At 36.0% G+C, this 23626-nt stretch carries 32 protein-coding genes; all 32 read left to right on the top strand.

Going from position 1 to position 23626, the window contains the following annotated elements:
- Positions 1-446 precede the first annotated feature (446 nt).
- The 32 genes from D464_RS0109635 (at position 447) to D464_RS12655 (ending at position 23609) form a co-directional block, all read left to right on the top strand.
- Complete coding sequence (locus D464_RS0109635; RefSeq protein WP_018911219.1) at positions 447-1757, top strand: site-specific integrase; 1311 nt, start codon at positions 447-449, stop codon at positions 1755-1757.
- 177 nt (positions 1758-1934) lie between these two features.
- Positions 1935-2240, top strand: a complete 306-nt coding sequence (locus tag D464_RS0109630; protein ID WP_024985827.1) for a DUF3853 family protein — start codon at positions 1935-1937, stop codon at positions 2238-2240.
- 222 nt (positions 2241-2462) lie between these two features.
- Positions 2463-2699: a hypothetical protein gene (locus D464_RS0109625; protein WP_018911217.1), complete on the top strand. Its 237-nt coding sequence runs from the start codon at positions 2463-2465 to the stop codon at positions 2697-2699.
- 106 nt (positions 2700-2805) lie between these two features.
- Positions 2806-3093, top strand: coding sequence for a hypothetical protein (locus D464_RS0109620; protein ID WP_244264090.1), 288 nt, complete (start codon positions 2806-2808; stop codon positions 3091-3093).
- Between the two features lie 27 nt (positions 3094-3120).
- Entirely contained in the window at positions 3121-3432 is a 312-nt protein-coding gene (locus D464_RS13760; protein ID WP_024985825.1) for an HNH endonuclease, read from the top strand.
- A gap of 5 nt (positions 3433-3437) precedes the next feature.
- On the top strand, positions 3438-3731 hold the full coding sequence (locus D464_RS0109610; protein ID WP_018911215.1) for a hypothetical protein: 294 nt from the start codon (positions 3438-3440) through the stop codon (positions 3729-3731).
- 124 nt (positions 3732-3855) lie between these two features.
- Entirely contained in the window at positions 3856-4197 is a 342-nt protein-coding gene (locus D464_RS0109600) for a hypothetical protein (RefSeq protein ID WP_018911214.1), read from the top strand.
- Positions 4198-4200: 3 nt separating this feature from the next.
- Positions 4201-5796: a DNA cytosine methyltransferase gene (locus tag D464_RS0109595; protein WP_018911213.1), complete on the top strand. Its 1596-nt coding sequence runs from the start codon at positions 4201-4203 to the stop codon at positions 5794-5796.
- A 25-nt stretch (positions 5797-5821) separates the two neighbouring features.
- A complete protein-coding gene (locus D464_RS13755) occupies positions 5822-5989 on the top strand; it encodes a hypothetical protein (RefSeq protein WP_018911212.1) in 168 nt (55 codons plus the stop codon).
- Positions 5990-6238: 249 nt separating this feature from the next.
- Positions 6239-6712 carry a hypothetical protein gene (locus D464_RS0109580; protein WP_018911211.1) on the top strand — a complete coding sequence of 158 codons (474 nt, stop codon included), beginning with the start codon at positions 6239-6241 and terminating at the stop codon, positions 6710-6712.
- A 125-nt stretch (positions 6713-6837) separates the two neighbouring features.
- Positions 6838-7152, top strand: coding sequence for a helix-turn-helix domain-containing protein (locus D464_RS0109575; RefSeq protein ID WP_018911210.1), 315 nt, complete (start codon positions 6838-6840; stop codon positions 7150-7152).
- A complete protein-coding gene (locus tag D464_RS0109570; RefSeq protein ID WP_036908893.1) occupies positions 7139-8314 on the top strand; it encodes a type II toxin-antitoxin system HipA family toxin in 1176 nt (391 codons plus the stop codon). The genes D464_RS0109575 and D464_RS0109570 overlap by 14 nt, the downstream gene beginning before the upstream one ends.
- A 389-nt stretch (positions 8315-8703) precedes the next feature.
- A complete protein-coding gene (locus tag D464_RS0109565) occupies positions 8704-9207 on the top strand; it encodes a hypothetical protein (protein WP_238309090.1) in 504 nt (167 codons plus the stop codon).
- Between the two features lie 11 nt (positions 9208-9218).
- Positions 9219-9923 (top strand): ParA family protein, encoded by a 705-nt coding sequence (locus D464_RS0109560; RefSeq protein ID WP_018911206.1) that lies wholly within the window; start codon positions 9219-9221, stop codon positions 9921-9923.
- Positions 9916-10377 carry a hypothetical protein gene (locus tag D464_RS0109555; RefSeq protein ID WP_009434260.1) on the top strand — a complete coding sequence of 154 codons (462 nt, stop codon included), beginning with the start codon at positions 9916-9918 and terminating at the stop codon, positions 10375-10377. The genes D464_RS0109560 and D464_RS0109555 overlap by 8 nt, the downstream gene beginning before the upstream one ends.
- A gap of 11 nt (positions 10378-10388) precedes the next feature.
- Positions 10389-10643, top strand: a complete 255-nt coding sequence (locus D464_RS0109550) for a hypothetical protein (RefSeq protein WP_018911205.1) — start codon at positions 10389-10391, stop codon at positions 10641-10643.
- Positions 10640-11299 (top strand): hypothetical protein, encoded by a 660-nt coding sequence (locus D464_RS0109545; protein ID WP_018911204.1) that lies wholly within the window; start codon positions 10640-10642, stop codon positions 11297-11299. The genes D464_RS0109550 and D464_RS0109545 overlap by 4 nt, the downstream gene beginning before the upstream one ends.
- 33 nt (positions 11300-11332) lie before the next feature.
- Positions 11333-11611, top strand: a complete 279-nt coding sequence (locus D464_RS0109540; protein WP_018911203.1) for a DUF3127 domain-containing protein — start codon at positions 11333-11335, stop codon at positions 11609-11611.
- A 255-nt stretch (positions 11612-11866) separates the two neighbouring features.
- Positions 11867-12280 carry a hypothetical protein gene (locus D464_RS0109535; protein ID WP_018911202.1) on the top strand — a complete coding sequence of 138 codons (414 nt, stop codon included), beginning with the start codon at positions 11867-11869 and terminating at the stop codon, positions 12278-12280.
- 122 nt (positions 12281-12402) lie between these two features.
- Positions 12403-12762, top strand: a complete 360-nt coding sequence (locus tag D464_RS0109530) for a DUF4134 domain-containing protein (protein WP_018911201.1) — start codon at positions 12403-12405, stop codon at positions 12760-12762.
- Positions 12763-12842: 80 nt separating this feature from the next.
- Positions 12843-13127 carry a hypothetical protein gene (locus tag D464_RS0109525; RefSeq protein WP_009434256.1) on the top strand — a complete coding sequence of 95 codons (285 nt, stop codon included), beginning with the start codon at positions 12843-12845 and terminating at the stop codon, positions 13125-13127.
- 2 nt (positions 13128-13129) lie between these two features.
- Positions 13130-16048, top strand: a complete 2919-nt coding sequence (locus D464_RS0109520; RefSeq protein WP_018911200.1) for a TraG family conjugative transposon ATPase — start codon at positions 13130-13132, stop codon at positions 16046-16048.
- A 62-nt stretch (positions 16049-16110) separates the two neighbouring features.
- Complete coding sequence (locus tag D464_RS0109515; RefSeq protein ID WP_232212638.1) at positions 16111-16815, top strand: hypothetical protein; 705 nt, start codon at positions 16111-16113, stop codon at positions 16813-16815.
- Positions 16816-16849: 34 nt separating this feature from the next.
- Positions 16850-17539: a hypothetical protein gene (locus tag D464_RS0109510; RefSeq protein ID WP_018911198.1), complete on the top strand. Its 690-nt coding sequence runs from the start codon at positions 16850-16852 to the stop codon at positions 17537-17539.
- Complete coding sequence (locus D464_RS0109505; RefSeq protein WP_018911197.1) at positions 17536-18207, top strand: DUF5045 domain-containing protein; 672 nt, start codon at positions 17536-17538, stop codon at positions 18205-18207. Before D464_RS0109510 ends, D464_RS0109505 begins: the two co-directional genes overlap by 4 nt.
- Positions 18208-18225: 18 nt before the next feature.
- Positions 18226-19524 (top strand): hypothetical protein, encoded by a 1299-nt coding sequence (locus D464_RS0109500; protein WP_051076971.1) that lies wholly within the window; start codon positions 18226-18228, stop codon positions 19522-19524.
- Positions 19525-19546: 22 nt separating this feature from the next.
- On the top strand, positions 19547-20143 hold the full coding sequence (gene traK, locus D464_RS0109495) for a conjugative transposon protein TraK (RefSeq protein WP_018911195.1): 597 nt from the start codon (positions 19547-19549) through the stop codon (positions 20141-20143).
- Positions 20144-20147: 4 nt separating this feature from the next.
- Positions 20148-20642, top strand: coding sequence for a hypothetical protein (locus D464_RS0109490; RefSeq protein ID WP_238309086.1), 495 nt, complete (start codon positions 20148-20150; stop codon positions 20640-20642).
- The gene (traM, locus tag D464_RS0109485) at positions 20642-21895 is read left to right on the top strand and encodes a conjugative transposon protein TraM (RefSeq protein ID WP_018911194.1); all 1254 of its coding nucleotides are present in this window, start codon (positions 20642-20644) and stop codon (positions 21893-21895) included. The genes D464_RS0109490 and traM overlap by 1 nt, the downstream gene beginning before the upstream one ends.
- A gap of 19 nt (positions 21896-21914) precedes the next feature.
- Positions 21915-22841, top strand: a complete 927-nt coding sequence (gene traN / locus D464_RS0109480) for a conjugative transposon protein TraN (protein WP_024985822.1) — start codon at positions 21915-21917, stop codon at positions 22839-22841.
- Between the two features lie 22 nt (positions 22842-22863).
- On the top strand, positions 22864-23364 hold the full coding sequence (locus D464_RS0109475) for a hypothetical protein (RefSeq protein WP_024985821.1): 501 nt from the start codon (positions 22864-22866) through the stop codon (positions 23362-23364).
- Positions 23365-23369: 5 nt separating this feature from the next.
- Positions 23370-23609 carry a hypothetical protein gene (locus D464_RS12655; protein WP_232527468.1) on the top strand — a complete coding sequence of 80 codons (240 nt, stop codon included), beginning with the start codon at positions 23370-23372 and terminating at the stop codon, positions 23607-23609.
- The last annotated feature ends 17 nt before the right edge of the window (positions 23610-23626 follow it).

The raw sequence follows: 23626 nt of genomic DNA, 5'->3' as shown, positions 1-23626 counted from the left end.
GCCCTCTGTACGTACTCTAAGAAGAAGAATGTATATAAAAGAAAAGTATCATAACTACTTGTAGCTATGATACTTACGTTTTTGTTAGGATTTCTCTGTTGGTCTGTTCAGAGTACCTAAAGCGGAGAGAGAGGGAAACGGACTTCTATGCAAAATAATTAAAGAATTATATCAAATAATATCAAAAATCATTGAACAACAAAAAGTTACTGATATGATTTGATATGATACTTTATTTCTTGATAGTAATAGTTCGAATACTTTTTGAAAAAGTGAGGGGCAAAAAGTAGGGCAACTTTGGGGCAAAATAAAGGGGGTTCAAAAATACCAATAAAAAAACTGTTCTTCACCAACAAAGTGTTTTTATTTTACAAATGGGAAATATTGGGGCAAAAAGTGGGGCAAAACTGTATATTTGATTAACTTTGAAATAAAGGTTATCAAATATGATTATAAAAAGAACTATAAAATTTTCAATACGTAATTATAGAGACGCTGGTTACAGGATTCGTATGCGTGTATCATATAATGGGAATCGACTGGATTTCCAGACAGGACTTGTAATTCAAAAAGAGAATTGGGACGATAGACAACAGCGTATAATGTCCCTAAATAGCAATACAACTGTAACTAATGAGTTTAATGAGCATTTGTCCCAGATGAGTGCATGTATGGTTACTGTTTTTCGTGAATTTGAGTTACGACAGGTCATACCATCGCCTAAAGAATTGCGTAATGCCTTTCATGCTAAGACCAATCCACAGCCTCTAACCACGGAAGAATCATTTAAAAAAGATAGTACTATAAATGTGCATCAAGTGGATATTAATAAACCTAAAAAGAAGAAAAACGATTTTTGGAAGTGTTTTGATGAGTTTGTGAAAGTTAATGGCAAACTCAATGATTGGACTCCAGCGACCTATGAAAAATTTGCAGCTTTACGTAACCATTTACAAGAGTTTAATAAAAAACTGAACTTTGAAGATTTTAATGAAGACGGTATCGCCGACTTCATAAACTATATGGGAAAGAAAGGTATGAAGAATAGCACGATTAATAAACAGCTTGGATTCTTACGTTGGTATCTTCGTTGGTGTTATGAGAAAGACTATCATACTAATCATACTTTTGAACACTTCAAGCCTAAATTGAAGAGTGCAAGTAAGCGTGTCATATTCTTAACACAAGAGGAATTGGAGAAAGTAGAAAACCTTAAAATCCCAGAGAAATATACATCACTTGAAGCAGTGCGTGATGTATTCCTATTCTGCTGCTATACAGGATTAAGATATTCTGATGCCTATAATCTGACATGGGAAGATATTCACAATAGAAAGATTGAAATTGTTACTGTAAAAACAGCAGATAGAATAACCATAGAGATAAACAGTAAATCACAGGCTATCCTGGACAAGTATTCTGATATTCATTTTCCTGATAAAAAAGTACTGCCTATTATAAGTAATCAGAAGATGAATAAGAGGCTTCATACATTATGCAAATTAGCAGGAATAGATGAACCTATAAAAAGCACCCATTATGAAGGTAACAAGCGAATAGATGAGGTAAAGCCTAAATATGAACTTGTAGGAACTCACTGCGGTCGTCGTACATTTATATGTACTGCTCTTGCAAAAGGAATTCCTCCCAGTGTTGTTATGAAGTGGACAGGACATAGTGATTACAAAGCTATGAAACCTTATATTGATATAGCTGATGAAGTGAAGTCTTCTTATATGAAGCAATTTGATGAGTAAAAAGTAAGGAGTATGAAATAGATTTTATTATCTTTGTATCGTCGTTTCGAGACACTTTAATACAATTATTGGTTTATCAGACAGTAGTCTCTCCAATATCCTTTAATACAATTATCAAGGCGACAGAGATTTGGCATTTTGCCAGGTATTATTAATTTATGTATTAAAGTGAAGAATATGGAATTAACACAAAGTTTGTTAGAGACTCCACTGGCACAGTTGTCAGTGAAGGATTTTGTTGAGCTTATGAACACATATAATAAAAGCTATGAAGGTAATACTTCTAATGAGCTTTTTGACGAAGATAGCTGGCTATCAGGCTATAAATCTCTTGCAAAATTTCTAAAATGTAGTGTACCTACGGTGTGTCGTATTGTAAAGAGTGGCAAAATTGATAGTGCCATGAGAAAGGTTGGTGGAACGTATTGGTTTAATAAGAATATGGTAGGAACCTTATTAAAGGTAAATGCCAAGTCTGAGTAATACTCGAATAGAGCCATAAGGCTAAGACATATTAGACTATGAACAAATCTTTGAGACGAAGAGCTAATTTACTCTATAGCCTAAGAAAGAAAGGAATAAGATGTTTGACCAAAGAAAGAATGATATTCTTCCCATATGGTGATCAAGATCCATTACTGGTTAAACAGATTTCAGCTTTATGCAATGATTATAATTTTCATGTACAATTAATACTTCAATAAGATGGAAAAAAGATTATTAAACTATGTGAGTACTTCTGGAAGTGTAACGATTCAAGATGCTGTAGGAATAATTTCTTTACTCTTAATTGGTATATCATTATTAATCATCCTCTATAATATTTTGAAATGGCTAATTAGAGTTGAAAATAAAATTGACATACTAATGCTTGACGCAGATAGAAAAAATGAAGAGAAAAACAAACATATTCGACAAGATGGAAACATAGAAGAAAAATAGACCCTTGAAAAAGGGAATATTTTTATAGAACAATTAGTTAGATAATACTCGGTAAATAATATTTGATATGAAAGAAAATACAGATTTGTCAAACCAATTTGATATAATGGTTAGTCAATGTCAAAGAATGAATGCTGGTAAATTTAGTATGTCATTCAAACGAGAGGATGGCTATACTATTGAGGTAACAGCACGACAGACTGAGGCTAAATTTGATGATGAGTTTAGTAATAAGGAACTAAAATACATCAAAGAGTCAATGATAGAAAAAATTGGCAACGAGCATAGTAAAGAAGCTGCTGACATGGCTTTTGATATAATCAATGTGTGCCAGGAACTATTAGGCGAGCAACAGTTTGAGTCTGTAGACCAGATTGTAAGTTCTAATCTGTAAAATTAGTAATAACGAAAGGACAATAGTATGCCGATTAAACCAGAAAATAAAGCACGATATCCAAAGAATTGGAAACAAATCAGAATTTCAATTCTTGAACGAGCGAATAATTGTTGTGAGTTCTGTGGAGTTGAGAACCATACATATCGGACGAATGAATTTACTGGGAAGTTAGCATATATTGTTCTGACAATAGCACATCTTGATCATACTCCAGAACATTGCGATCCCGATAATCTGCGTGCCTTGTGTCAACGATGTCACAATCGTTATGATGCAGAACATCGGAAAGAAACGAGATTAAGTAATAAGAACAATAGCAAAATTAAGAATAGCTGAAAAAGATGAAAGATTCATTTCCATTTACAAGCGCAGCGGTCATCACATATCTGTCTGCATCACTGACGACACTGGATTTCGCATGGTTTATGAATGCAGATTTTAGGATATGGATAGCAGTAATACCGTTATATGTTTTCCTAAGTTTCATTCTTTTTCTGATTTTCGATATTGAGAAGACAGGTAACGAGGAAAACCAGTATGTAACCAAGGACAAAGCTCGGGAAATAGCAGAAGAAGTCTGTAAAGAAATATTAAATACAAAAGAAAACAAATATGATAAAAAGTCCATTCCTTGATATCTGTTGCGGAGGTAAGATGTTTTACCTCGACAAGCATGATAACAGGATTCTGTTTCAGGGTATAAGAAAATTGGAGACAACATTATGTGACGGAAGTTATCTTGATTTGAAAAAGTAAATTATGAAAGCAAAACTTAGAAAGACAGGTGAAGTGGTAGAGCTAAAGCAATACTACAGTGATGGTACAGCAATGGATATTAATGGGAAGCTATATCATCAAGGTGATATATCTAAATTGTTTGAAGACACCAATTCTAAAGGATTAGAATACGAGTTTGAGCAATTAGGTAGGACAAAGAAATGTGAGTTTATATCACAACACGTAGACTTAGCCTCTCCTGAAGCTATTGCGAAGTATGTAAAAGGTTATCTTTTTGACGTACTTAAAGATGTTGACGATGATGAGTATATTGCTACATATCTTCGGAATAAAGGTTACAAGGTAGAAGGTAATATAGAATAGCAAATGGAAAACATCAAATTACTCTATATAGACTTGTTCTGCGGAGCCGGTGGAACATCCACCGGTGTTGAACATGCAAAGTTAGATGGAACAAAGTGTGCGAGGGTGATCGCCTGTGTCAACCATGATGCGAATGCAATCGCATCGCATCAGGCAAACCACCCTGACACATTACACTTCACCGAGGATATTCGCACACTTGACCTTATCGGTCTTACAGCTCACTTAAATCGAATGAGAATGAAATATCCATCAGCTTTAGTTGTCTTATGGGCTTCCCTTGAATGTACCAACTTCAGTAAAGCCAAAGGCGGTCAACCACGCGATGCAGACAGTCGGACGCTTGCAGAACATCTTTTCCGTTATATCGAGCAGCTAAACCCTGACTACATACAGATTGAAAATGTGGAAGAGTTTATGAGCTGGGGGGACATGGACGATAAAGGACACCCTATCTCGAAGTTAAAAGGATGCAGCTATATTCGTTGGACAAATAAAGTTATCTCTTACGGCTATCATTATGACTGGCGTTTGCTGAATGCCGCCGATTTCGGCGCATATACCTCACGCAAGAGGTTTTTCGGTCAATTTGCGAAGAAAGGACTTCCCATAGCATTTCCTGTACCTACCTTTTCTAAGAATGGTGATAGTGGCATGTTTCATACCTACAAGAAATGGAAGCCTGTTCGAGAAGTGCTTGACATGGATGATTCAGGTCAAAGTATCTTTGACAGGAAGAAGCCACTATGCGAGAAAACCTTAAAGCGAATTTACGCAGGGCTAATCAAATTCGTCGCCGGTGGAAAGGAAACCTTTCTTGTTAAGTATAATTCAATGAACCAGACAGGAAAATACACCGCTCCTGGAATTGACGAGCCTTGCCCAACTGTTGCTTGCCAAAATCGTCTGGGTATTGCCAATGTCAGCTTCATGTCCAAAGCATTCAGTGGAGATCCGTATTCCAAGAACCAATCGATAGACATTCCTGCCGGAACTGTCACCACTAAGGATCACCATTTCTTTGTTACTGCTTACTATGGCAATGGAGGGAACCATTCTACTGAATCGCCATGCCCTACGCTTACCGCAAAAGACAGGCTGGGATTGGTTTCAAGTCGTTTCTTGGCAAATGAATACTCCGCTGGTGGTCAACTTTCCAGCATTGATGCACCTTGCCCTGCAGTATTGACAACACCGAAGCAAAAAGTAGTTGACTGTTTCTTGATGAACCCACAGTTCAACTCTGCAGGTGGAGATATCAATAAGCCGTGCTTCACTTTGATTGCCCGGATGGATAAGATGCCCCCTTACCTTATCTCCACAGAAAAAGGTATCGGTATAAGGATATTTGAAACGGACAGTGAAATGACTTGCAAGATAAAGGAGTTCATGACCATGTACGGAATCATAGACATCAAGATGCGCATGTTGAATATAAATGAGCTGAAACGCATCATGGGTTTCCCTGACAATTATATCCTTGTGGGAACCCAGACCGAACAGAAGAAGTATATCGGTAATGCCGTTGAAGTGAACATGAGCAGGGTACTCTGCGAGTCGCTTTGCGCAGCTCTTATTTCCAAAGCAATAGCAATATAGAAATCAATATAAAAATCACAAGACAATGACAAAAGTTGAAATAACAGAATGGGGTGAACTTGCTATTGTTGAGAAACTCTTATCTGACTATACCCAACATACATCTGATAGGAAAGACCCATGTGTCGAACACGCAAGAAATTTATTGGAGCGTATCCGTCCGGCACTGGTTGAAGCAACAGAACAATTATAAAGATGAATCTTATGAATTCAAAAAATAAAGCAATAGTCCCGAAAGTTAATGACCCTTCCCGTGGTACAACTTTCTATTATCTTGCCACCTGTTTATTACTGCTGCTGATGGTCGACAAACAATATCGTAACCCAGCAAAGGGGCTACCTCTGTTTCTGCGTAAATGGAAGCGAGTATGTAAACTTTTTGTTGTCCAAATACTTTTTGGAGTCTTCAAATGTTTAGATAAATATTATAGAACAAAATAAGATGGTCTGCAAGAATTTTACAAAAAAGCTGTATCAATATACGCAATCAAAACAGGATTATGGTTCTCTGAAAATGCCAGGTTTTATGGATGGTTACAAACAGGCAGTCTTGGACTTCAAAGCGATCCTGCAAGAACAAGAAGGAAAAGGTTATAAGCTCCTTAAGAACTTTCTGTGGAATAAAATCAATGAAGACTTGGTGACTATAGAGGCTATAAAGAACTATGAGGATATTCAAGGGATTCTTAATAATAAACCCAAAATGTTTCATGTCAGGTTTGTATATGATCCAACTGGTACCCACCAAATATTCTTTGATAAGGATATGCCTTTTATTCCAGTAGTAGGTCAAAAATTCTATTGGAAAGATTGGAACGATTTAGATTCCCCTTTTTATATAGAAGAAGTGCATTTGGCTTTCAAGGATGATGGGCAACGCAACTTTGATGGAATTTGGTGCTGGTGTACTGATTAGTCAGTTGTAAAATATGGCACAAAAACTTGCAGGATAAAAAAATATATATTATATTTGCAGTAACTTATATATTAGTTATTAAGTGATGTTATTTAATATAACAATCAATATTATAGTTATTATAAATGTATATATTTGAACCTATATCCACAGAGGACATCTTAAGGCGTCTATCAAGAAATTGCCGGCTACGTCGATTAGAGAAGAACCTGTCGCAGAAATCTCTATCTGAGACAAGTGGTGTTCCATTGTCTACAATACAGCGATTTGAGCATATAGGTGAAATTTCGCTTGCCAGCTTCGTGAAGATAGCCCGTGTACTTGGTTATGCTGAGGATATGATGGAATTAATAGGAAAACCAAAGTATTCAAGTCTTGATGAAATGGTTAGGATTAACAAAAACAGGAACAGAAAGAGAGGAACAGATGGGAAGATTTGAAACATTAAAAGTCATGTATCATGATCGACTGGTTGGACAACTTACCATGGGAATCAATGATACTTGTCTTTTCCAATACTGCAACGAATGGTTACACACTGGTTTTTCAATATCCCCATTGAAATTACCTTTGAAAGGGGACTTATTTGAAGCCCCTTACCTACCGTTCCAGGGTAACTTCGGTGTCTTTGAAGATTGTATGCCTGGAGGATATGGGGAGTATGTACTACAAAAAGAACTGAATAAGGAAGGCATAAACTATCAGTCTCTCACCCCTTTACAGAAACTAAGTATTGTCGGCTCATCTGGTATGGGAGCTTTATGCTATATTCCTGATAATAAGATAACGATTCCAAGCAAGTTTAAAGATCTTGATAAAATACAGCAAGCTGCATTGGATATACTATCAGGGAAAACCGATAAGAATGCAGGAAGATTGTATGTGGATAGCGGTAACTCTGGTGGTGTCCGTCCTAAAATACTGCTACAAGAGAACGGGTCTCATTGGATTGTGAAATTCCGGCATCTAAATGATCCAATAGAATCAGGTAAGATAGAATACATGTACAGTCATGCAGCAAAGGAAGCTGGTATTATTGTTCCTCGTTTTAAGCTTTTCAATGACCGATACTTCGGAGTAGAACGTTTCGATCTTTCTCCCGATGGTGAGCGTATACACATGGTCACAGCCAGTGGACTTCTTGATGAGGGTATAAATCCTCCCAAAATGGATTACAAAACTCTTTTGGCATTGACAGGCTACATTACGCAAGATCATATTGAAGTGGAACAACAGTTTCGTAGAATGGTGTTCAACTATTATGCTGAAAATTTTGACGATCATGCAAGAAATTTCTCTTTCCTTTATGTAGATGGAAAGTGGAAGCTCTCACCAGCTTACGATATGACTCATGATAGTCCTTTAGGACAGCATGCAACAAGCGTTGGGTATAAAGCAAATCCGACAGAAAAGGACTTCATTGAGGCTGGTTCATCTGTACAAATGTCTCATAAACTTTGCTCTGATATAATAGATGAGGTAAAACCAATAGGTCAGTTACTTCTTGCAAAGCTTAAAGAAAACGATTACAGTATTGTGGAAGGAAATGAGCGACAGACAAAAGAAGACCTTAATACTGGCAGAGTTGGCTTTAAAAGATAGTAGAAATTACAATCATCATCAAGTCATAAACAATTATAATATGCCTTGATGATGTTATAATAATATGACAGTATAACAGAATATTCATAAAAACATAATAATTTAATTCAATCATAAAATAATCGTGTAATCTCTTGCAGGTTTCATATATTATACCTATATTTGCAGTATCATATTTCATTGCTGACCCCTATTGTTAAGGTGTAAAGGCAGACTTGTACTGTTGTCAGCGAATTACATGTTATGGGGTCCCGCTCCTCTGAACATTTGTTCAAGTGACCTACCAAACTATGGAGATTGTTGTTTTAGCAGGTTTTTCATTAAAACCGCAACAATCAAGTTCTTTAAGAACTCATAGTAAAGTAATGTGTATTTTAAATATGATAAAAATGAAGAAATCTTATTTTATTATTGCAGCGTTGGTAGTATGTACATCTTTGCCAATAGCTCTAACATCGTGTAGTTCAAAATCAGACGATGAGCAGGAAGTTATCAACAACAGCAATTCTGTCATGAAAATGGAATTGTCTTTATCGGGCGACTATGCTAAGTTTAATCCAGTTCTTGAGTTTCATGTATGGGACTTAAAGGGGAAAGGCATGACTATGCACACCTCTACTGGACAGGACGTGAATATGATTTGGAAGCAAGTCTATGAGAATACTCCTTTTTCGTATGCATCAGCTCAAATAAAGGGTGCGTATTCATCATTCTCAGCAGCACTTGTTCTCACTAATTCAATGGAAGAAAGTGGAGAGGTATCTGTTCATGCAAAGGTTTTCAAGGATGATAAGTTAATCCGAAACGAAAATCTTAACATTAGTATAAAGCCAACAGATAATATCGTTAGTGTCAGCTTTATCCCAGAGAATGGCTTTACAAAAGTAAAATAGGAGGAATTGATATGGAAGTAGACAATTCTAATCAAATCAGAGATAATAAGATTATCCTCTTTGCCAATCAAAAAGGCGGAGTTGGTAAGACTACTATATGTGGTTTGTTTTCTAATTATCTATCAGACACACGCAACGTGTCTCTACTTGTCATTGATGCAGATCCCCAGCAAACTTTTGCCAGTCGTCGTAAAGATGATAGTCGTAGACAGAAAGATATACCTTATAACGTACAGTCTGTTACGATAAAAGACCCTTCCAGCACACGAAACATCATGCTAACTTTAAGAGGATTAGCAGGAACAACAATCATAGACACCCCAGGAAGTTTGACACAGGAGGGAATGAAAGAATTACTTGCTAATGCGGATTATATTGTTTGTCCTTATCACTATGACTTGAATACGATAGATTCGACACGTGCATTTATTCTTGCAGTCTTGCGTTTAAAACAAGCTTATCCACAGATTAAAGCACAATTTATCTTTGTATGCAATAAGTATGATGTACGAGTAGGTAAAGGAAGTGAATTACAAGCATGGAAGATTGTAGATGAGTTTTTCAAAAAATATGGTATTCTTGCTCCTCGCATTGGTAATTATGCCGATTTGGAACGCTACAATACTATCAGTAATAGTGATAAAGCTGATAAACTCACAAAACAGTGCTTTGATTTTATCTTTAAAACCATTTATAAAGTAAACGACAATGACTAAGTATAAAACAGATATCGCAGCAGCAGCATCTTCAATGATGGAACTTCCGGGAACACTCGAGGGAATGTTACATGACATTCATGGTCAAGTAGAAGTATCACCAGCAGCAGTTCCTTCTATTGCATCATCAACATCCCCTACAGAAGCTAAAAAAAAGAACAGTTCCAAGACATCAGCCAAGGTGCTTGAGCAACCAAAAATAGTTAATGGTGATGCCTTATGGACAGCCTTTTGGGAACAATGTGCCACAGAGAGCCAACAGCCTAAAACTGTAGGGAAAGATGGAAATGTAAGTTTCTGCAAAGTAGACAAAGATATTCTTGCAACTTTCAAGAAGTACGTAGTTGGAGGCTATACTACTCAGACAGTAGTTAATGCTATTCTTCGAAGTTTTATACTTCATTATAAGAAGAATTTTAACGAGTATAGGAAGTCTGAAAAATCATTGCTATAAATGTACGTTCTATGATTAAGAACTATTTTCAAAAATATGGAACAAAGATAGTATCAAAAATGGCAAAATACATTTTAGTACTATTAATTGCTGGTGTGACATGGGTTGTAGCCATTTCACCGTCTATGTACAAAAGAGGAGAGCAACTTTATGAACAAGGAAAGCTATTCTATAATGAGGAAAAAGCTCCAAGTCCTTCTACCATGTTTTATCAAGAGAATAGTGACAGTTCTATCATAAACATAATTGAGAAAGAAGAAAAATGAGCAAGACTACAACAATATGGAATGAAGAGAAGGAGCAGTTCTTGAAAGAGAACTATGCTTTTAAAACTAATGGAAATTTAGCAAAGCACCTCGGTATTTCAGTTCCCTCGGTGAAAAAGAAGGCTTACGAGTTAGGATTAAAGAAAGTGTGTGCCAAACGCAAGATACATTCTGCTTTGGAAGCAAATGTACTTAAAATGTCTGAACTAAACTCTTATAGATCCATTGCAGATAAATTGGATATATCATTGTCATCAGTAAAGAGTATTATTAACAAAGCGACCAATAAGGGCTATAAGAAACGTAGCAAGGAAGCAACAAAAAAAATAATGTCAGAAGCTCGTATTCGTCTTATCAAGAAGGAACGTGCTCGTGCAATCTTTGGTTTAAACCCTAAGACAAACTTAAAAGTATTCCCTAATAAACAGAAATATCGTATGCGTGACCGCTTAAAGCGATGTAGATATGATGTAGAAAGAAATGATATCAATGTCTATATAGATGACGAAACACGTCGCCACGATAACATTGAAAATGAAGCTCAAAAGCTGGGTTTCAATATCATTACTCCAATCAAAGAATACTATCCTATAGATTTTGTTTTTGAGAATGGAGAGGCTGAAAATCAAATAGCAGAAGAGCTTATAAGGAACTAACTTTATCAATAAACACTTTAAATATAGAAAATTATGTCACAATGTAATGGAAAGGTAATTGCCATCGGTGAAGTAAAAACTGGTGAGAGTCAGAGAGGGAAATGGTCTTCTCAACAATGGGTTGTTGAAGAACAGGGGCAACAGTATCCCGAGCATTGGGTACTTGAAACCTTTGGAGAAGAAAATATTAGTAAGTTCGACGTACATGTTGGTGATGTCGTGACTGTAAAATATACAGCGCGTTCTACAGAAAAGAGTGGTAACTATTATCCCTCTAATCGTCCATGGGAAGTTGTCAAGAAGCAGCAATAACCAGATGGTTAATTAATTTAAGCGGACTACTGAAAAGTAGTCCGTTTTTCTTTTGTATCTATAAGTGGTTATTATTGCATTCTAAACTATGTGAAATGTTATTTTATAGCTAATTCATTTCCCTCATTGTTGTATTTTTCATTGGGAAACGTGTAGTTGTAAATTAAGCTATACTTTTGTGAAAGTTTCTGCAAAGCACTTCACCTGAACTTTAAAATTTTGTAGAAAACGAAGATATTTAAAAGATTTAAATTTATGTTTGGTACATTCATGACCATTATCATAATTGGCTATATTGGCTATTATGGTTACAATATCGTTTATGACCTCTACTTCGACAAGTCAGGTGAAGTGGTGACCACTGCTGCTGTTGATGAGCAGGAAGTAGATATTAAAGATGAATTAGGAGACTTCACCCAGTTTAATGCTGATGAAGACAGGAGTGAAGAAGATAAGTCTGTATTGACTTCTCCTTCAAATGTCATTCAGGGTAAGACTGTAGAACAAGCTACAGAAAATTCTAATAATGATGAAGGTGGGACTACCTTTGCAATGTCAGGAGGTATTAAAGCTGACACCCTCTCTACTCTGATAACTTCGTTAGAAAACAAAGAGGAAGGCTCTAACTTTGATATTGTAGTAAAAGCTATGACACCCTCCTCTATATAATATCTTCATTTAAAATACACAATAGGTTCTAAGCCGTCCAGACGATTTATCACTATGCGGTAATTGTTAAAAGGCTTCTTTTATCGGTACTTTAATTCGAAATATCAAAAAATATAATTTAAATGTTTCAATTAAAGCATTATTTTAACTCTGCCAAGAAGATGGCAGGAAAATCAAAGAGTTCTCTCAATCGTGGATTCGCCCTTTTCATGCTCGGCTTCATGGGCGGTGTACAAGCTTTTGCACAGAGTAGAGGTGCTGGTGGTTTTACGTCAGCTACTACAGAGATCAGTAGCTATGCTGAACCCGTGAAAAAGCTGATGTATGCCATCTCTGCTGTCATTGTTTTGGTAGGTGCGTTTAATGTCTACTTTAAGATGCAGAATGGTGACCAAGATGTGAAGAAGACCATTATGATGACTATTGGAGGTTGTGTTGCTATGGTAGCTATGGCTACAGCACTCCCAATGTTCTTCAAATAGGTTGAGCAGGATATACCCGATATAGAAATTGTTAAGCTATATCGGTGTATATCTCATCAATCTATATTTATTTGTTTGATATGGAAGAGTTCAATAGTTATCCTGTCTTTAAGGGGCTACAAAAGCCATTAGAGTTGATGGGAATTCGTGGAAAGTTTATTTATTATGCTGCTGGTACATTCTTATTAGGTTTTATTGGCTTTCTTGTATTTAACATTATAATTAATTTCTTTGCCGGTGCTATTGCCCTTGCAGTTATTGCTGGTACTGGAATTATCATCATCTTTATCAAGCAAAAACTTGGATTACACGCAAAGAAACGTTATAAAGGAATTGTACATTACACAGGATTATTTGATTATTAGCTATGGCAAAGAAAAAAGAGAGACCATTTGATAAGCTGTATGCAGAACTTGAAGAAATCAAGGATGCACGTGGAGAAGTCATGAATACCGTTCTTTTTTCAAAGAATGGTAATTGGTCTGTTATTATCGAGATAGAGAACCCCATCCAACAATATTGTACGGATGCTGAGCTTTATTATAGCTATGCTGATATATTAAGCAACATAATCCAAACATTAGGAGAAGGCTATTGTATACAAAAGCAAGATGTTTTCTGCAAGCAGGGATATAATCATGCTATCACTGATGACATGAGCTTTCTCTATAAATCATATTTTAATTACTTCAAGGGACGTGAATATACTAATATTCGCACATTCCTAATCATTACACAGGAATTCAAGCAGAGTTCCTTCGTGAAGTACGACCCTAAAGCATGGCTTGATTTTCATTCAAAAGTCGGTAAGGTCATTAATATCTTATCCGAAAAAAACATACCACATTACAAACTCAATAAAAAGGAGGTTGCAGAATATGTACACCGTTTTCTTGCTTTCGATTTTAAACCACAGCCTTTCTCTTTGAATAATATGAATGTAACTGATGAATATATTAAATCAGGAGAAAGAGCCATCAAATCTTTTTCTTTGGTTAATATAGACACTATAGATTTACCTACATTCATTCGTCCATTTAATACAATGCCTGTCAATGGCTTTAATATAGCAACTGACCTACTATCATTTCTTGCAGATATACCATCTACTGACTGTGTTATCTATAATCAGGTTATACAGATACCCCAACAGCGTCCACTAATGCGCAAGTTACAAAGTAAGGCAAAACGTCATGATTCGATGCCTGACCCAAGTAACAAGATTGCAAAAGCAGATATAGACCTCGTTCTTGACCTACTTGCCAAAGAAAGCAAGCTGCTTGTATATTGTAACTTTAATATTATAACATCTTGTCCGCTTGCCAAAATAAACGACGTAAGTTCATTTTTAGAGACAAAACTATATGATTGTGGTATTATGCCATCAAAGGCTTGTTATAACCAGTTAGAGTTGTTTGCAAACTCTTTCCCTGGCATGTCCTATTCTCTCAATAAGGAGTATGATTTATTTCTTACCCTTGCAGATGCAGCAATATGTTTGTTCTATAAAGAACATATGAAACATAGCGAAGAGTCTCGGCTGAATGTCTATTATACAGATAGACAAGGAATACCTGTTTCTATAGATATCACAGGAAAGGAAGGAAAGATTAAGATGACAGACAATGCTAACTTTTTCTGCCTGGGTCCGAGTGGAAGTGGAAAGAGTTTCCATATGAATTCAGTTGTTGCACAGCTTCTCATGCAAGATACTGATGTCGTTATGATTGATACAGGAGATAGTTATGAAGGTATAAGCCATTATTTCCATGGCACTTACATAACTTATAGTAAAGAAAAACCAATCTCAATGAATCCATTCAGTATTACAACTGATGAGTATAATCTAAATTTTGGTGAGAAAAAGCAGTTCTTAAAGTCTCTAATCTTCCTTATATTCAAAGGAAATGAAGAACCAACAAAGATTGAAGATAAAATTATCAATCAAACTCTTGTTGAGTATTATGAAGAGTACTTTCACCCATTTGAAAAATTCTCTGAAAAAGAAAGGGAACGTCTACGTGAACGTCTTTTGCTTGAAGAAAAAAAGAATGGAGAATTTGATAAATATGAGCAGAAATTAGAGGAAAAGTACGGTGATGATTATCGTATTGATGAGCTGGAGGGAAATATAGACGATGTGAACAATGATAATATTTCAGAAGAAACTAATTCTGAAAATAACGCTGATGACTTTGACTTTACTACGGAAGAAAAGAATCATCACGCAAAAGTAGAACGTCAAGTTAATAAGCTGCGCAATATAGTTAATGATAAGGCTGCATCTGATGGTGAAAAGCAGAATGCTAATAGACAACTAATTCGCCTAATGCCAGAGCTTATCGAGGGAAAATATCTGATGCGTATTGAAAAGAAGATTGATAGAATGGAAAAGAAACGTCGTAAACTACACGTAACCAACCTATCATTCAATACATATTATGAATTTGCTTTAGAGCGTATACCTCAAATAATGGCTGAAAAGAAAATAGACTTCGATATAGATGACTTTGCAGCTATCTTGGAGCAATTCTATAAAGGTGGAGAATTGGAGCATACTCTAAATAATGACCTTGATAAGTCTCTTTTTGATGAAAAGTTTATTGTCTTTGAGATAGATAAGATAAAAGATGACCCTATTCTTTTCCCTATTGTCGTCTTGATTATTATGGATGTGTTTTTACAGAAAATGCGTCTAAAGAAAGGTCGAAAGGCTCTCATCATTGAAGAAGCGTGGAAAGCAATATCTTCCCCTACAATGGCAGGATATATTAAGTATCTCTACAAAACAGTTCGTAAGTTCAATGGTATTGCAGGTGTCGTTACACAGGAACTCAATGATGTGATAGATTCTCCTATTGTTAAGGAGGCAATCATCAATAACTCTGATGTAAAAATACTTTTGGATCAAAGTAAATTTAAGGATAGATATGAGGATATTTCAGCAATCCTTGGATTAACAGATGTCCAACGACAACAGATTTTTACTGTTAATGCTTTACCTCCCAAAGAAGGTATCCCTTATCATAAAGAAGTATGGATAAGCCGTGGGCAATACTCTGATGTGTACTCTGTAGAAGTCCCTCCAGAATGGTACTGGGCTTTTACCACAGAACGTGTTGAGAAAGAGGCTTTAAAAGTCTATGAAAGAGTTTTCAATGATGATATTGAGCAAGCAATTGCCCATATAGAGGCTGACAGGAAAGCTATGAAAATTAGTAGGTACTTTGACTTTGCAGTCCTCGTTAATAAACATCAAAATATTATGAGCTTATGGAATCAATAAAAAAAATATTATTGAGTTTAATTGTCTTATTATTATACTGCGTTTCAAGTAATGCTACTGTAGTGCGATTAGTAATTGATAAGAAAAGTGTAGCAGCAGTAACGGCTAATACTGCTATTCAGAGTTCCATAGAAATTATCCATAATAAGACATTGGAGGAAATACGTAAGAAGCAAGAAAAGATTATGTCCTATACAGCTTCGATGGAGTCCATAAAAGAACTTTATCGCATGTCAATGCAGAATATTAGCGGATTTGGAGAAGAATCAGCCTATTATAGACAAATGGTTGACAACTTCTTACAAGTACCTGGTAACACTGCAAGAGCTGTAAAGGCTATTAATCGTTGTCCTGGTATTAACTACGTCAATAGTTTAAATGAAATAGTTAATATTCAGACAGATGTTGTAGGTTTAGTAGAAAAATTTGTAGACATAGTAAATAATGGTAAAGTTGATTTTTCCGCATTTACAAGTGGGAAAAGTAACGACAAGATATCCACCCTGTTACAAAATGCTCACTTAGGGAAAGGAGATGGATATAACTTCCTTGATCGGTATCAACGCCTTACATTAGCTAATGAATTGTTAGCTCATATCGTTGATATTAACACACGGCTTAACCAAATCGTCTACATATGCGAATATTGTCGTACATTCAGTAATTTCATGTACAATATAGACCCTTTGACTTGGGCTACATATTTCCAGGGAGCAAACATGGTTCAAGGTGTTATCAATGATTGGAAGTATGAAATGCAAGGTTAATAAAGTTTATCACTCTCATTTTATCCTGTAAAGAATGAAAAAGATTCTGCTTATACTACTTTTTATAGTTGGCTCCTTTACATATAGTCATGCTGGAATCGAGTTTCCTGCTGATATGCCTACAATAACAGCACTTATAAATCTACATAAGAAAATGGCTAAAGCCGAGGATGCTTCTGTAAATCAAGTGAACACAAGTTATATAGAACAGCAACTTGTAACAGATAATGCTACTAAGTTTAATGATGTTAGAACCACCCTAAATACAAAGCTCAATAATGCACATCAATGGATAGTTCTTGCTGCTGCTATGTCAAAGACAACACTTGATGTAGGAAGTACAGTAAAGGAATATATACAATTCACAAAATTAATGGGAAAGAATCTACTACGTAAACCACAGGTAGCATGGTATTTTGCAGAGGCGAACTACAATGTAAGTAAGAGAGTGTCGCTCTTAAAAAAATCTGTAGCTTTACTCGTTGCTTCTGAAACAAACATTCTTAAAGCATCAATGGATGAGCGTATGGAGATTATCTTTAATATTCAGGAGCAGGTAGCAATCATACGTGGTATTATCAACCAAGCACTTTTTTGGAGTCGTTGTGTTGCCATTGGAGGATTTAAATACGATTATATATGGGACATTCTCAACAGCGAAGTCTATACAGGCATAGCAAACGATATAATAAACTCATGGAATAAAAATCTTACAGAGATATGAAAAGAATACTTTTCTTTATAATCTTCTTAACTGTGACTTTAACTGTAACAGCTCAGCAGCCTGTTCACGATTCACAGAAAGAGCATCAGATTCGCTCTATGGAACAAGGACATTGGGATTTCTCTCCCGATTGGTGGTACCTTCTTTTCCATAAAAATTATAGTGGCGCAAGCAAAAAATGGGAATGGAGAGGCTTTAAATCAGGCTGGCGTGTTGTCTTCAAGGAAAGTGATTCTAACGTTAAAACTGTTGCCCCACGTCGAGAAAAGCAGGTCGCTGTTCAAGCTTTAAAACAACAAATTATAGAAAAAGAACGTAAAAAGATAGAAGAACTCCATAATGAAGAAATAGCACGTGCAGCTGACCGAAACTCTGACCTGGTATATGGGAAATATAAGGAGTTATTCACGGACATGCAATCGTCCATTACAGAAGGATTGACTTATTGTATGATAAAAAGTAAAGGTAAGATGGCTGGAAGTATTAAAGAACTCACAGATAGAAATGAAGTGATAACTTCAAACATAGCCTACCTTCGCAAAACAGGAGTTGGATATGAACTTGAAAATGCAAAAAGAGAAAGAGGGTTTGCTAAAGCAAAGAAAGATATGGAAGAACTTGTAAAGAAGGTAACAACTCTTGCACGTTTCGCAAAAGCTTTTTATTAATTCATAAGAATGATGATTATGATAGACCAATTATTGAGCATAAATATGATGATGACAGCCTTTGTTAATCAGCTTCTAACAATGGGCTTACCTGTCATAGATGAAAGTTTGGCTGAACTTATGAGTGTTATGAAGTCTGCTCCGACAAATGGATTGTTTGGAGAAATGCAAAGTATGGCAAGAGGCTTAGGAATAACTCTTGCTTTGTGCGTTGGCTCATACGAATGCTGGGTGATGATTCTTGGAAGACGTGCTATGGACGTACTAAAGATACTCCGTATTTTAGGTCTTGCTATTTGTATTCAATTTTCTCCTTTGATTTGTAGTGCTTTAGATGTCCCAGGCAATTGGCTTGAAAGTAGAACGCAAGGAATGGCAAAAGCTGCAAATAAGCAGGTTGCAACTTTAGAAAGAGCTGTTGCAACAAAACAACAAGAATACATGGATTCTCTTCGAAGTCAAATGTCAAAGCAAGAGGAGCAAAAGGCTGCCCAAGATGCTGCAACAGAAGATGGGATTTGGGATAAAATTCAGCATGGAGTAGAAAATATTGGTATAAGTATACAGAACTTTGCAAAACAAGCTGCTGTATTACTTGAAACGAAGATAAGCGAGTGGGCAAATGACATCATTCGTTTTATAGGAGAAATAATATTCCAAATGACTTACTATGGAATGTTGGTTGGACAACGTATATTTCTAAGTGTATTAAAACTCTTCTGCCCTGTTATGTTTGCGCTTTCAATAGTCCCACCCTGGAGAAGTGCATGGTCACAATGGATTTCAAAGTATCTAACAATTTCTCTATGGGGATTTCTTGTTTATTTGATAGTCTATTATATAGACTTCCTAATAATGTACTATTTAAAGTCAGATTTAACAGCGTATAATCAACTTCTTCATAACGCAGCTGGCTGGAATAATATAGGTGCACTTGGTATGCAAGCGATTGGAACGACTTGCATGTATGTTGTCGGAATGTTAGCAGGTGCCAAGATTCTAAGTATGGTACCTGAGGTATGTTCTTGGCTCATTCCTGGAGGTGTTTCTTCTGGTGCTGGTTCTATGGCTGCCGGTACATCAGGTGGAGCTGCTGGTGCTGCTGGTGCAGCAGTCGGTGTCGCTGTTGGAGCTGCAACAGGTGGTGCAAGTACTGCTGCAAGTGTTGCTGGAGCCTATAACCAAAGCCGTTCAAGTGGCGGTTCTGTTACTGGTTCTCTTGTCAATAGTGCAATTAGTAATTCAAGTATTGGTAAGAGTTTCATATCAGGATCAGAACGAGCAGAAAAACTTAATAATAGTGGAAAGAAAAAATAGAATTGTAGATTATTAATTGAATATGTTAATACAAAGTTTAGAAAAGAAGACAAAACTTGCCTTGATGACTGTGTTGCTGACTATTGCCGGCAACGTAGTTATCTGCGCTATGCTTATTATATATGGAGCTAAGGTCTTGTCAGATGAACGTAATCAAGTATATGTGCTTGATGGCGATATACCATTCCTTGCTGAACGTAGTAAACAGGAAGCTAATTTCGTTATGGAAGCAAAAGCCCATATACAGCTCTTTCACCAATATTTCTTCACGCTCCCCCCTGATGATGACTACATCAAATGGACATTAGGGAAAGCGATGTATATGGCTGATGGCACAGCTATGAAGCAGAAGCAAGCTATGGAAGAAAATGGTTTCTTCTCTGATATTGTATCTTCCTCTGCGACCTGTACAATTATGTGTGATAGTATAAAATTGGATGAAAGAACACGAAGATTCACATATTATGGGACCCAAAATATCAAGAGACGTACAAAGAGTATAAGACGTTCGCTCATTACTACAGGTGATATAGAAACTGTACCACGCACTCAGAATAATCCACATGGACTACTCATAACACATTGGAGAACTTTAAAGAATACAGATCTTGAATATTAAAGCTATGACAGGAAAAGAAAACGAAAAGAATATGCCAAGATACAAACGTCAGCTGCGGTATCTTTGCAGGCAAGCGTCCAATGGCTGGAAACTACGAGATAGAATAGACCAAGGCAACCAATGGGCATTAGAAAATCGAAAGACTTTCTTTGCCTTAGTTGTAGGTACTCTTAGTTTTGCTTTTGTGACAACTGCTATTTCTATTGTCTATGATATGACAAGAGATAAGTCTTCTGATAATATAGAGATGAAAATGAGTAAGCAAGAGAACTCTATCGAAGATATATCTCCTATGATGAATGGGCTTAGACAGATTGAAGAAACAAAGAAGACAACCAAATTAGAGTTTAAGCAAGTTACTGATAAAGGAGTATCTATTCATCGAGAACTTGATTCTCTTTTGGTGATTAAAGATAAAAGTCATGAAGATTCTATACGTATAGTACAGGATTATCGTCAATTACAACGTATTGTCAATTTTTTAAAGAAAGGAAAATAATGAGAAAGCTAAATTTAAAACAGCCTAAGTATATTTTTCCTCTGGTAATATTTCTCCCTTTAACGTTCTTTGCCTATGAGATTTCATCAGTATTTGATGGAGGAAATACAACAACAGGGAAAGTAGCTACCGATTCTCTGAACATGGCTCTTCCTGATGCAGAGAATAGTGAGATGAAAAATAAGATGGCAGGTATGGAAGATTTAAATATGGGTGCCGATGGCTATTCTGCGATTGGAGGATTTGGAGAAGATGTAGAGCAGAAAGATTCTCTTGGCAATGCCTATTCTGAGGACGAAATGAATCAGATAGACAAAGATAATGCTGAACGACAAGCACAACAGAAGGCTCAGGAGGAAATGGAGCGAAGTCTTGCTGAATCCCGTAAGCATATTAACTCTTATGCTAACGGAGGGTATAATAGTTATAATAGAGGAGGAAGAGTATCAAGCAGGAATAGCACTCGTAGTCGTCAAGACGAATTAGATGATTATGCAAAGGAACTTGAATATATTCAGAAACGAAGTCGTGCTGCACAGAAAGCCGTAGAGGATAACTTTAGAGAAGATAATGGTTATAATGGAGGTAGCTATGATGATTATGATGTTCCAAGCTATGGATATAGAAATGGGCAATCACAACGTCCTTCACATTCCTCAAAGAATAAAAAGACTAAGAAAGAGGAAAAACCACAAACGGTAGAAAAGGTACAGAGTCAAAATGCAGATAAGTTCAATACTGTTACTGCAAACAAAAGTATTGATTCCCCTCTAATCAAAGCAATGATAGATAAGACTACTAAAGCACATGAGGGAACTCGATTACGTTTCAAACTCCTTGATGATGTAACGATTAATAAAATCCTTTTAAAAAAAGGTACATATTTGTATGGACTTGTTACAGGCTTTGGTCAGCAACGTGTACTTGCAAGCATCACAAGTGTTCTTGTAGGTAATAAATTCATTAAAGTGAATTTATCAGTATATGACAATGATGGTATGGAGGGATTTTATGTTCCTGAGTCTGCTTTTAGAGACATGATGAAAGAAGCTGGTGCGCAGGCTATTCAACAGAATATGCAATTTGGCAATAATACAGGAAGTACTGTAAATGGAGAATCTGTAGCTTTACAAGCCCTACAGAATATTTATCAGTCGGCAAGCAGTGCTCTTTCTTCCAATATGCGTAAGAACAAAGCACGTATTAAGTACAATACTATCGTTTATCTTATCAATACATCAAATGAAGAATAACTTAATAAAAGAAAAAGTAATGAGAAAAATAATGCTATTATCATTAGTGTGCCTTAGTACAATAACAGTATGGGCGCAAAAGAGATATAAAGAAATTGTACCTGATACTGCAAAGGTGCATTATATCCAACGTGGGAGTGTAGAAGATGCTTATATCTTTGATAGCGATCTTCGCAAAAATACTGTATATGTAAATGAGCAAGTTACGACTCACATTATCATGCCCGAAAATATTAAGCTCGTAGATATATCAACAAATAATATTATTGGCAACCAATGTGCAGATAATATTGTAAGAATTAAACCTGCAGGGAAAATGTATAACTATGAACTTGTAGGTACAATGACTGTTATTGGAGAACGCCATATAGCACAATTAAATATTGTCTATGTGAAAGGTCCGGCACTTGCAAATTCTATCTATAATATAGATTTATATGATACTAAACGCTACACTAATCCCGATGTGATGATGCCAGAGGCTGATATGGCACGTCTTGCATGGGCTATCTATGGGACATCTGCTCGTTTCCATAATATCCATTATAAAAAATATGGGATAAAGGCTGTTGTTAATAATATCTACTCTATAGATGATTATTTCTTCATAGACTTCTCTTTGTATAATAACACTAACATTAAGTTTGATATTGATGAGATAAGAGTTAAGCTAACAGATAAGAAAGAAAGTAAAGCTACTAATACTCAAACTATAGAGCTAACTCCTGTATATGAACTTAACAAAGCAACTTCTTTCAAAAAAGGGTATCGTAATGTTATTGTGTTGAACAAGCTAACTTTCCCTGATGAAAAGATACTCAATTTGGAAATTTCTGAAAATCAAATATCAGGGCGTGTATTGTATATTCCAATAGAATATTCAGATATATTACATGCTGATGGGTTTGACGAACATCTAATGAAGAGTCTTTCACGTAATAGATAATTTAGGAGAAAAATATATGAACATGAAAAAAATACTATTACCCCTAATGTTACTACTCACCGTAACATTAAATACCTATGCAGGTGATGGAGACCAGTTCTTTACATTAAACACTGGTATTATGTTTAGAAACACTCTGAACGCCAGTTTTGGCTATGAAAAAGAATTGAGTTATGACAACGCCTTCGAGATATTTGGTGAAGCTGGAAACCGTTGGGAAAGGGACCCCGAATGTGGTAAGGTGTGTAGTAAGTCTTTTTGGAAAAACTACTACTGGAATGGTGGCATAGTTTATAAGAAAAGTCTCGTCCGTTGGCGTAATTCAACATTGCGTCTCAATGTCGGTCCCATAGCAGGAGCTGTACGTGGTGATTATTTCTTTGGTGCAGAAGGTAGTTTTGAATATAGCTATACTTTACGTAGTGGAGTAAAACTCGTTCTCAAACAGAAAAACAATGTATGCTTCATGCATGGAGATACCTTCCGAAATGGACTAACTGTAGGAATTAAAATTCCTTTGTAAGAAAGATGAGTATGATTATCGAACCTCTATCAGCTAATTTAGAGACTATTAGAAAATCTATGCAGACTATCAAAGGAGATGTTTTCTCAACTTCTCCTTATTTAAGTTCTACACCAGACGGATCTTCTTCGCAGACAGAAGAATTATACGCAAAGTGTATAACACTTCAATCAGGTTATGTTTCGTCTATCCTTAAAACAGATGCGGCACAAATACGTCCTGTGTTGAGAATAAAAGTAAGATAAATAAACACACACTTTAA

It is taken from the genome of Prevotella veroralis DSM 19559 = JCM 6290 (genome assembly GCF_000377625.1).
GTDB lineage: Bacteria > Bacteroidota > Bacteroidia > Bacteroidales > Bacteroidaceae > Prevotella > Prevotella veroralis.
Note: the sequence above shows the minus strand (reverse complement) of the source record. Positions and strands in the feature narration are given on the sequence as shown.

Coding starts and splice junctions, on each gene's coding strand:
- D464_RS0109565 (WP_238309090.1), top strand. CDS start 8,704: ATGAAGAAATCTTATTTTATTATTGCAGCGTTGGTAGTATGTACATCT.
- D464_RS0109635 (WP_018911219.1), top strand. CDS start 447: ATGATTATAAAAAGAACTATAAAATTTTCAATACGTAATTATAGAGAC.
- D464_RS13760 (WP_024985825.1), top strand. CDS start 3,121: ATGCCGATTAAACCAGAAAATAAAGCACGATATCCAAAGAATTGGAAA.
- D464_RS0109580 (WP_018911211.1), top strand. CDS start 6,239: ATGGTCTGCAAGAATTTTACAAAAAAGCTGTATCAATATACGCAATCA.
- traM (WP_018911194.1), top strand. CDS start 20,642: ATGAGAAAGCTAAATTTAAAACAGCCTAAGTATATTTTTCCTCTGGTA.
- D464_RS12655 (WP_232527468.1), top strand. CDS start 23,370: ATGAGTATGATTATCGAACCTCTATCAGCTAATTTAGAGACTATTAGA.
- D464_RS0109575 (WP_018911210.1), top strand. CDS start 6,838: ATGTATATATTTGAACCTATATCCACAGAGGACATCTTAAGGCGTCTA.
- D464_RS0109595 (WP_018911213.1), top strand. CDS start 4,201: ATGGAAAACATCAAATTACTCTATATAGACTTGTTCTGCGGAGCCGGT.
- D464_RS0109475 (WP_024985821.1), top strand. CDS start 22,864: ATGAAAAAAATACTATTACCCCTAATGTTACTACTCACCGTAACATTA.
- D464_RS0109550 (WP_018911205.1), top strand. CDS start 10,389: ATGATTAAGAACTATTTTCAAAAATATGGAACAAAGATAGTATCAAAA.
- D464_RS0109620 (WP_244264090.1), top strand. CDS start 2,806: ATGGTTAGTCAATGTCAAAGAATGAATGCTGGTAAATTTAGTATGTCA.
- D464_RS0109520 (WP_018911200.1), top strand. CDS start 13,130: ATGGCAAAGAAAAAAGAGAGACCATTTGATAAGCTGTATGCAGAACTT.
- D464_RS0109525 (WP_009434256.1), top strand. CDS start 12,843: ATGGAAGAGTTCAATAGTTATCCTGTCTTTAAGGGGCTACAAAAGCCA.
- D464_RS0109505 (WP_018911197.1), top strand. CDS start 17,536: ATGAAAAGAATACTTTTCTTTATAATCTTCTTAACTGTGACTTTAACT.
- D464_RS0109500 (WP_051076971.1), top strand. CDS start 18,226: ATGATAGACCAATTATTGAGCATAAATATGATGATGACAGCCTTTGTT.
- D464_RS0109555 (WP_009434260.1), top strand. CDS start 9,916: ATGACTAAGTATAAAACAGATATCGCAGCAGCAGCATCTTCAATGATG.
- D464_RS0109570 (WP_036908893.1), top strand. CDS start 7,139: ATGGGAAGATTTGAAACATTAAAAGTCATGTATCATGATCGACTGGTT.
- D464_RS0109630 (WP_024985827.1), top strand. CDS start 1,935: ATGGAATTAACACAAAGTTTGTTAGAGACTCCACTGGCACAGTTGTCA.
- D464_RS13755 (WP_018911212.1), top strand. CDS start 5,822: ATGACAAAAGTTGAAATAACAGAATGGGGTGAACTTGCTATTGTTGAG.
- D464_RS0109530 (WP_018911201.1), top strand. CDS start 12,403: ATGTTTCAATTAAAGCATTATTTTAACTCTGCCAAGAAGATGGCAGGA.
- D464_RS0109510 (WP_018911198.1), top strand. CDS start 16,850: ATGAAAAAGATTCTGCTTATACTACTTTTTATAGTTGGCTCCTTTACA.
- D464_RS0109610 (WP_018911215.1), top strand. CDS start 3,438: ATGAAAGATTCATTTCCATTTACAAGCGCAGCGGTCATCACATATCTG.
- D464_RS0109600 (WP_018911214.1), top strand. CDS start 3,856: ATGAAAGCAAAACTTAGAAAGACAGGTGAAGTGGTAGAGCTAAAGCAA.
- D464_RS0109545 (WP_018911204.1), top strand. CDS start 10,640: ATGAGCAAGACTACAACAATATGGAATGAAGAGAAGGAGCAGTTCTTG.
- traN (WP_024985822.1), top strand. CDS start 21,915: ATGAGAAAAATAATGCTATTATCATTAGTGTGCCTTAGTACAATAACA.
- D464_RS0109540 (WP_018911203.1), top strand. CDS start 11,333: ATGTCACAATGTAATGGAAAGGTAATTGCCATCGGTGAAGTAAAAACT.
- D464_RS0109490 (WP_238309086.1), top strand. CDS start 20,148: ATGACAGGAAAAGAAAACGAAAAGAATATGCCAAGATACAAACGTCAG.
- D464_RS0109625 (WP_018911217.1), top strand. CDS start 2,463: ATGGAAAAAAGATTATTAAACTATGTGAGTACTTCTGGAAGTGTAACG.
- D464_RS0109560 (WP_018911206.1), top strand. CDS start 9,219: ATGGAAGTAGACAATTCTAATCAAATCAGAGATAATAAGATTATCCTC.
- D464_RS0109535 (WP_018911202.1), top strand. CDS start 11,867: ATGTTTGGTACATTCATGACCATTATCATAATTGGCTATATTGGCTAT.
- traK (WP_018911195.1), top strand. CDS start 19,547: ATGTTAATACAAAGTTTAGAAAAGAAGACAAAACTTGCCTTGATGACT.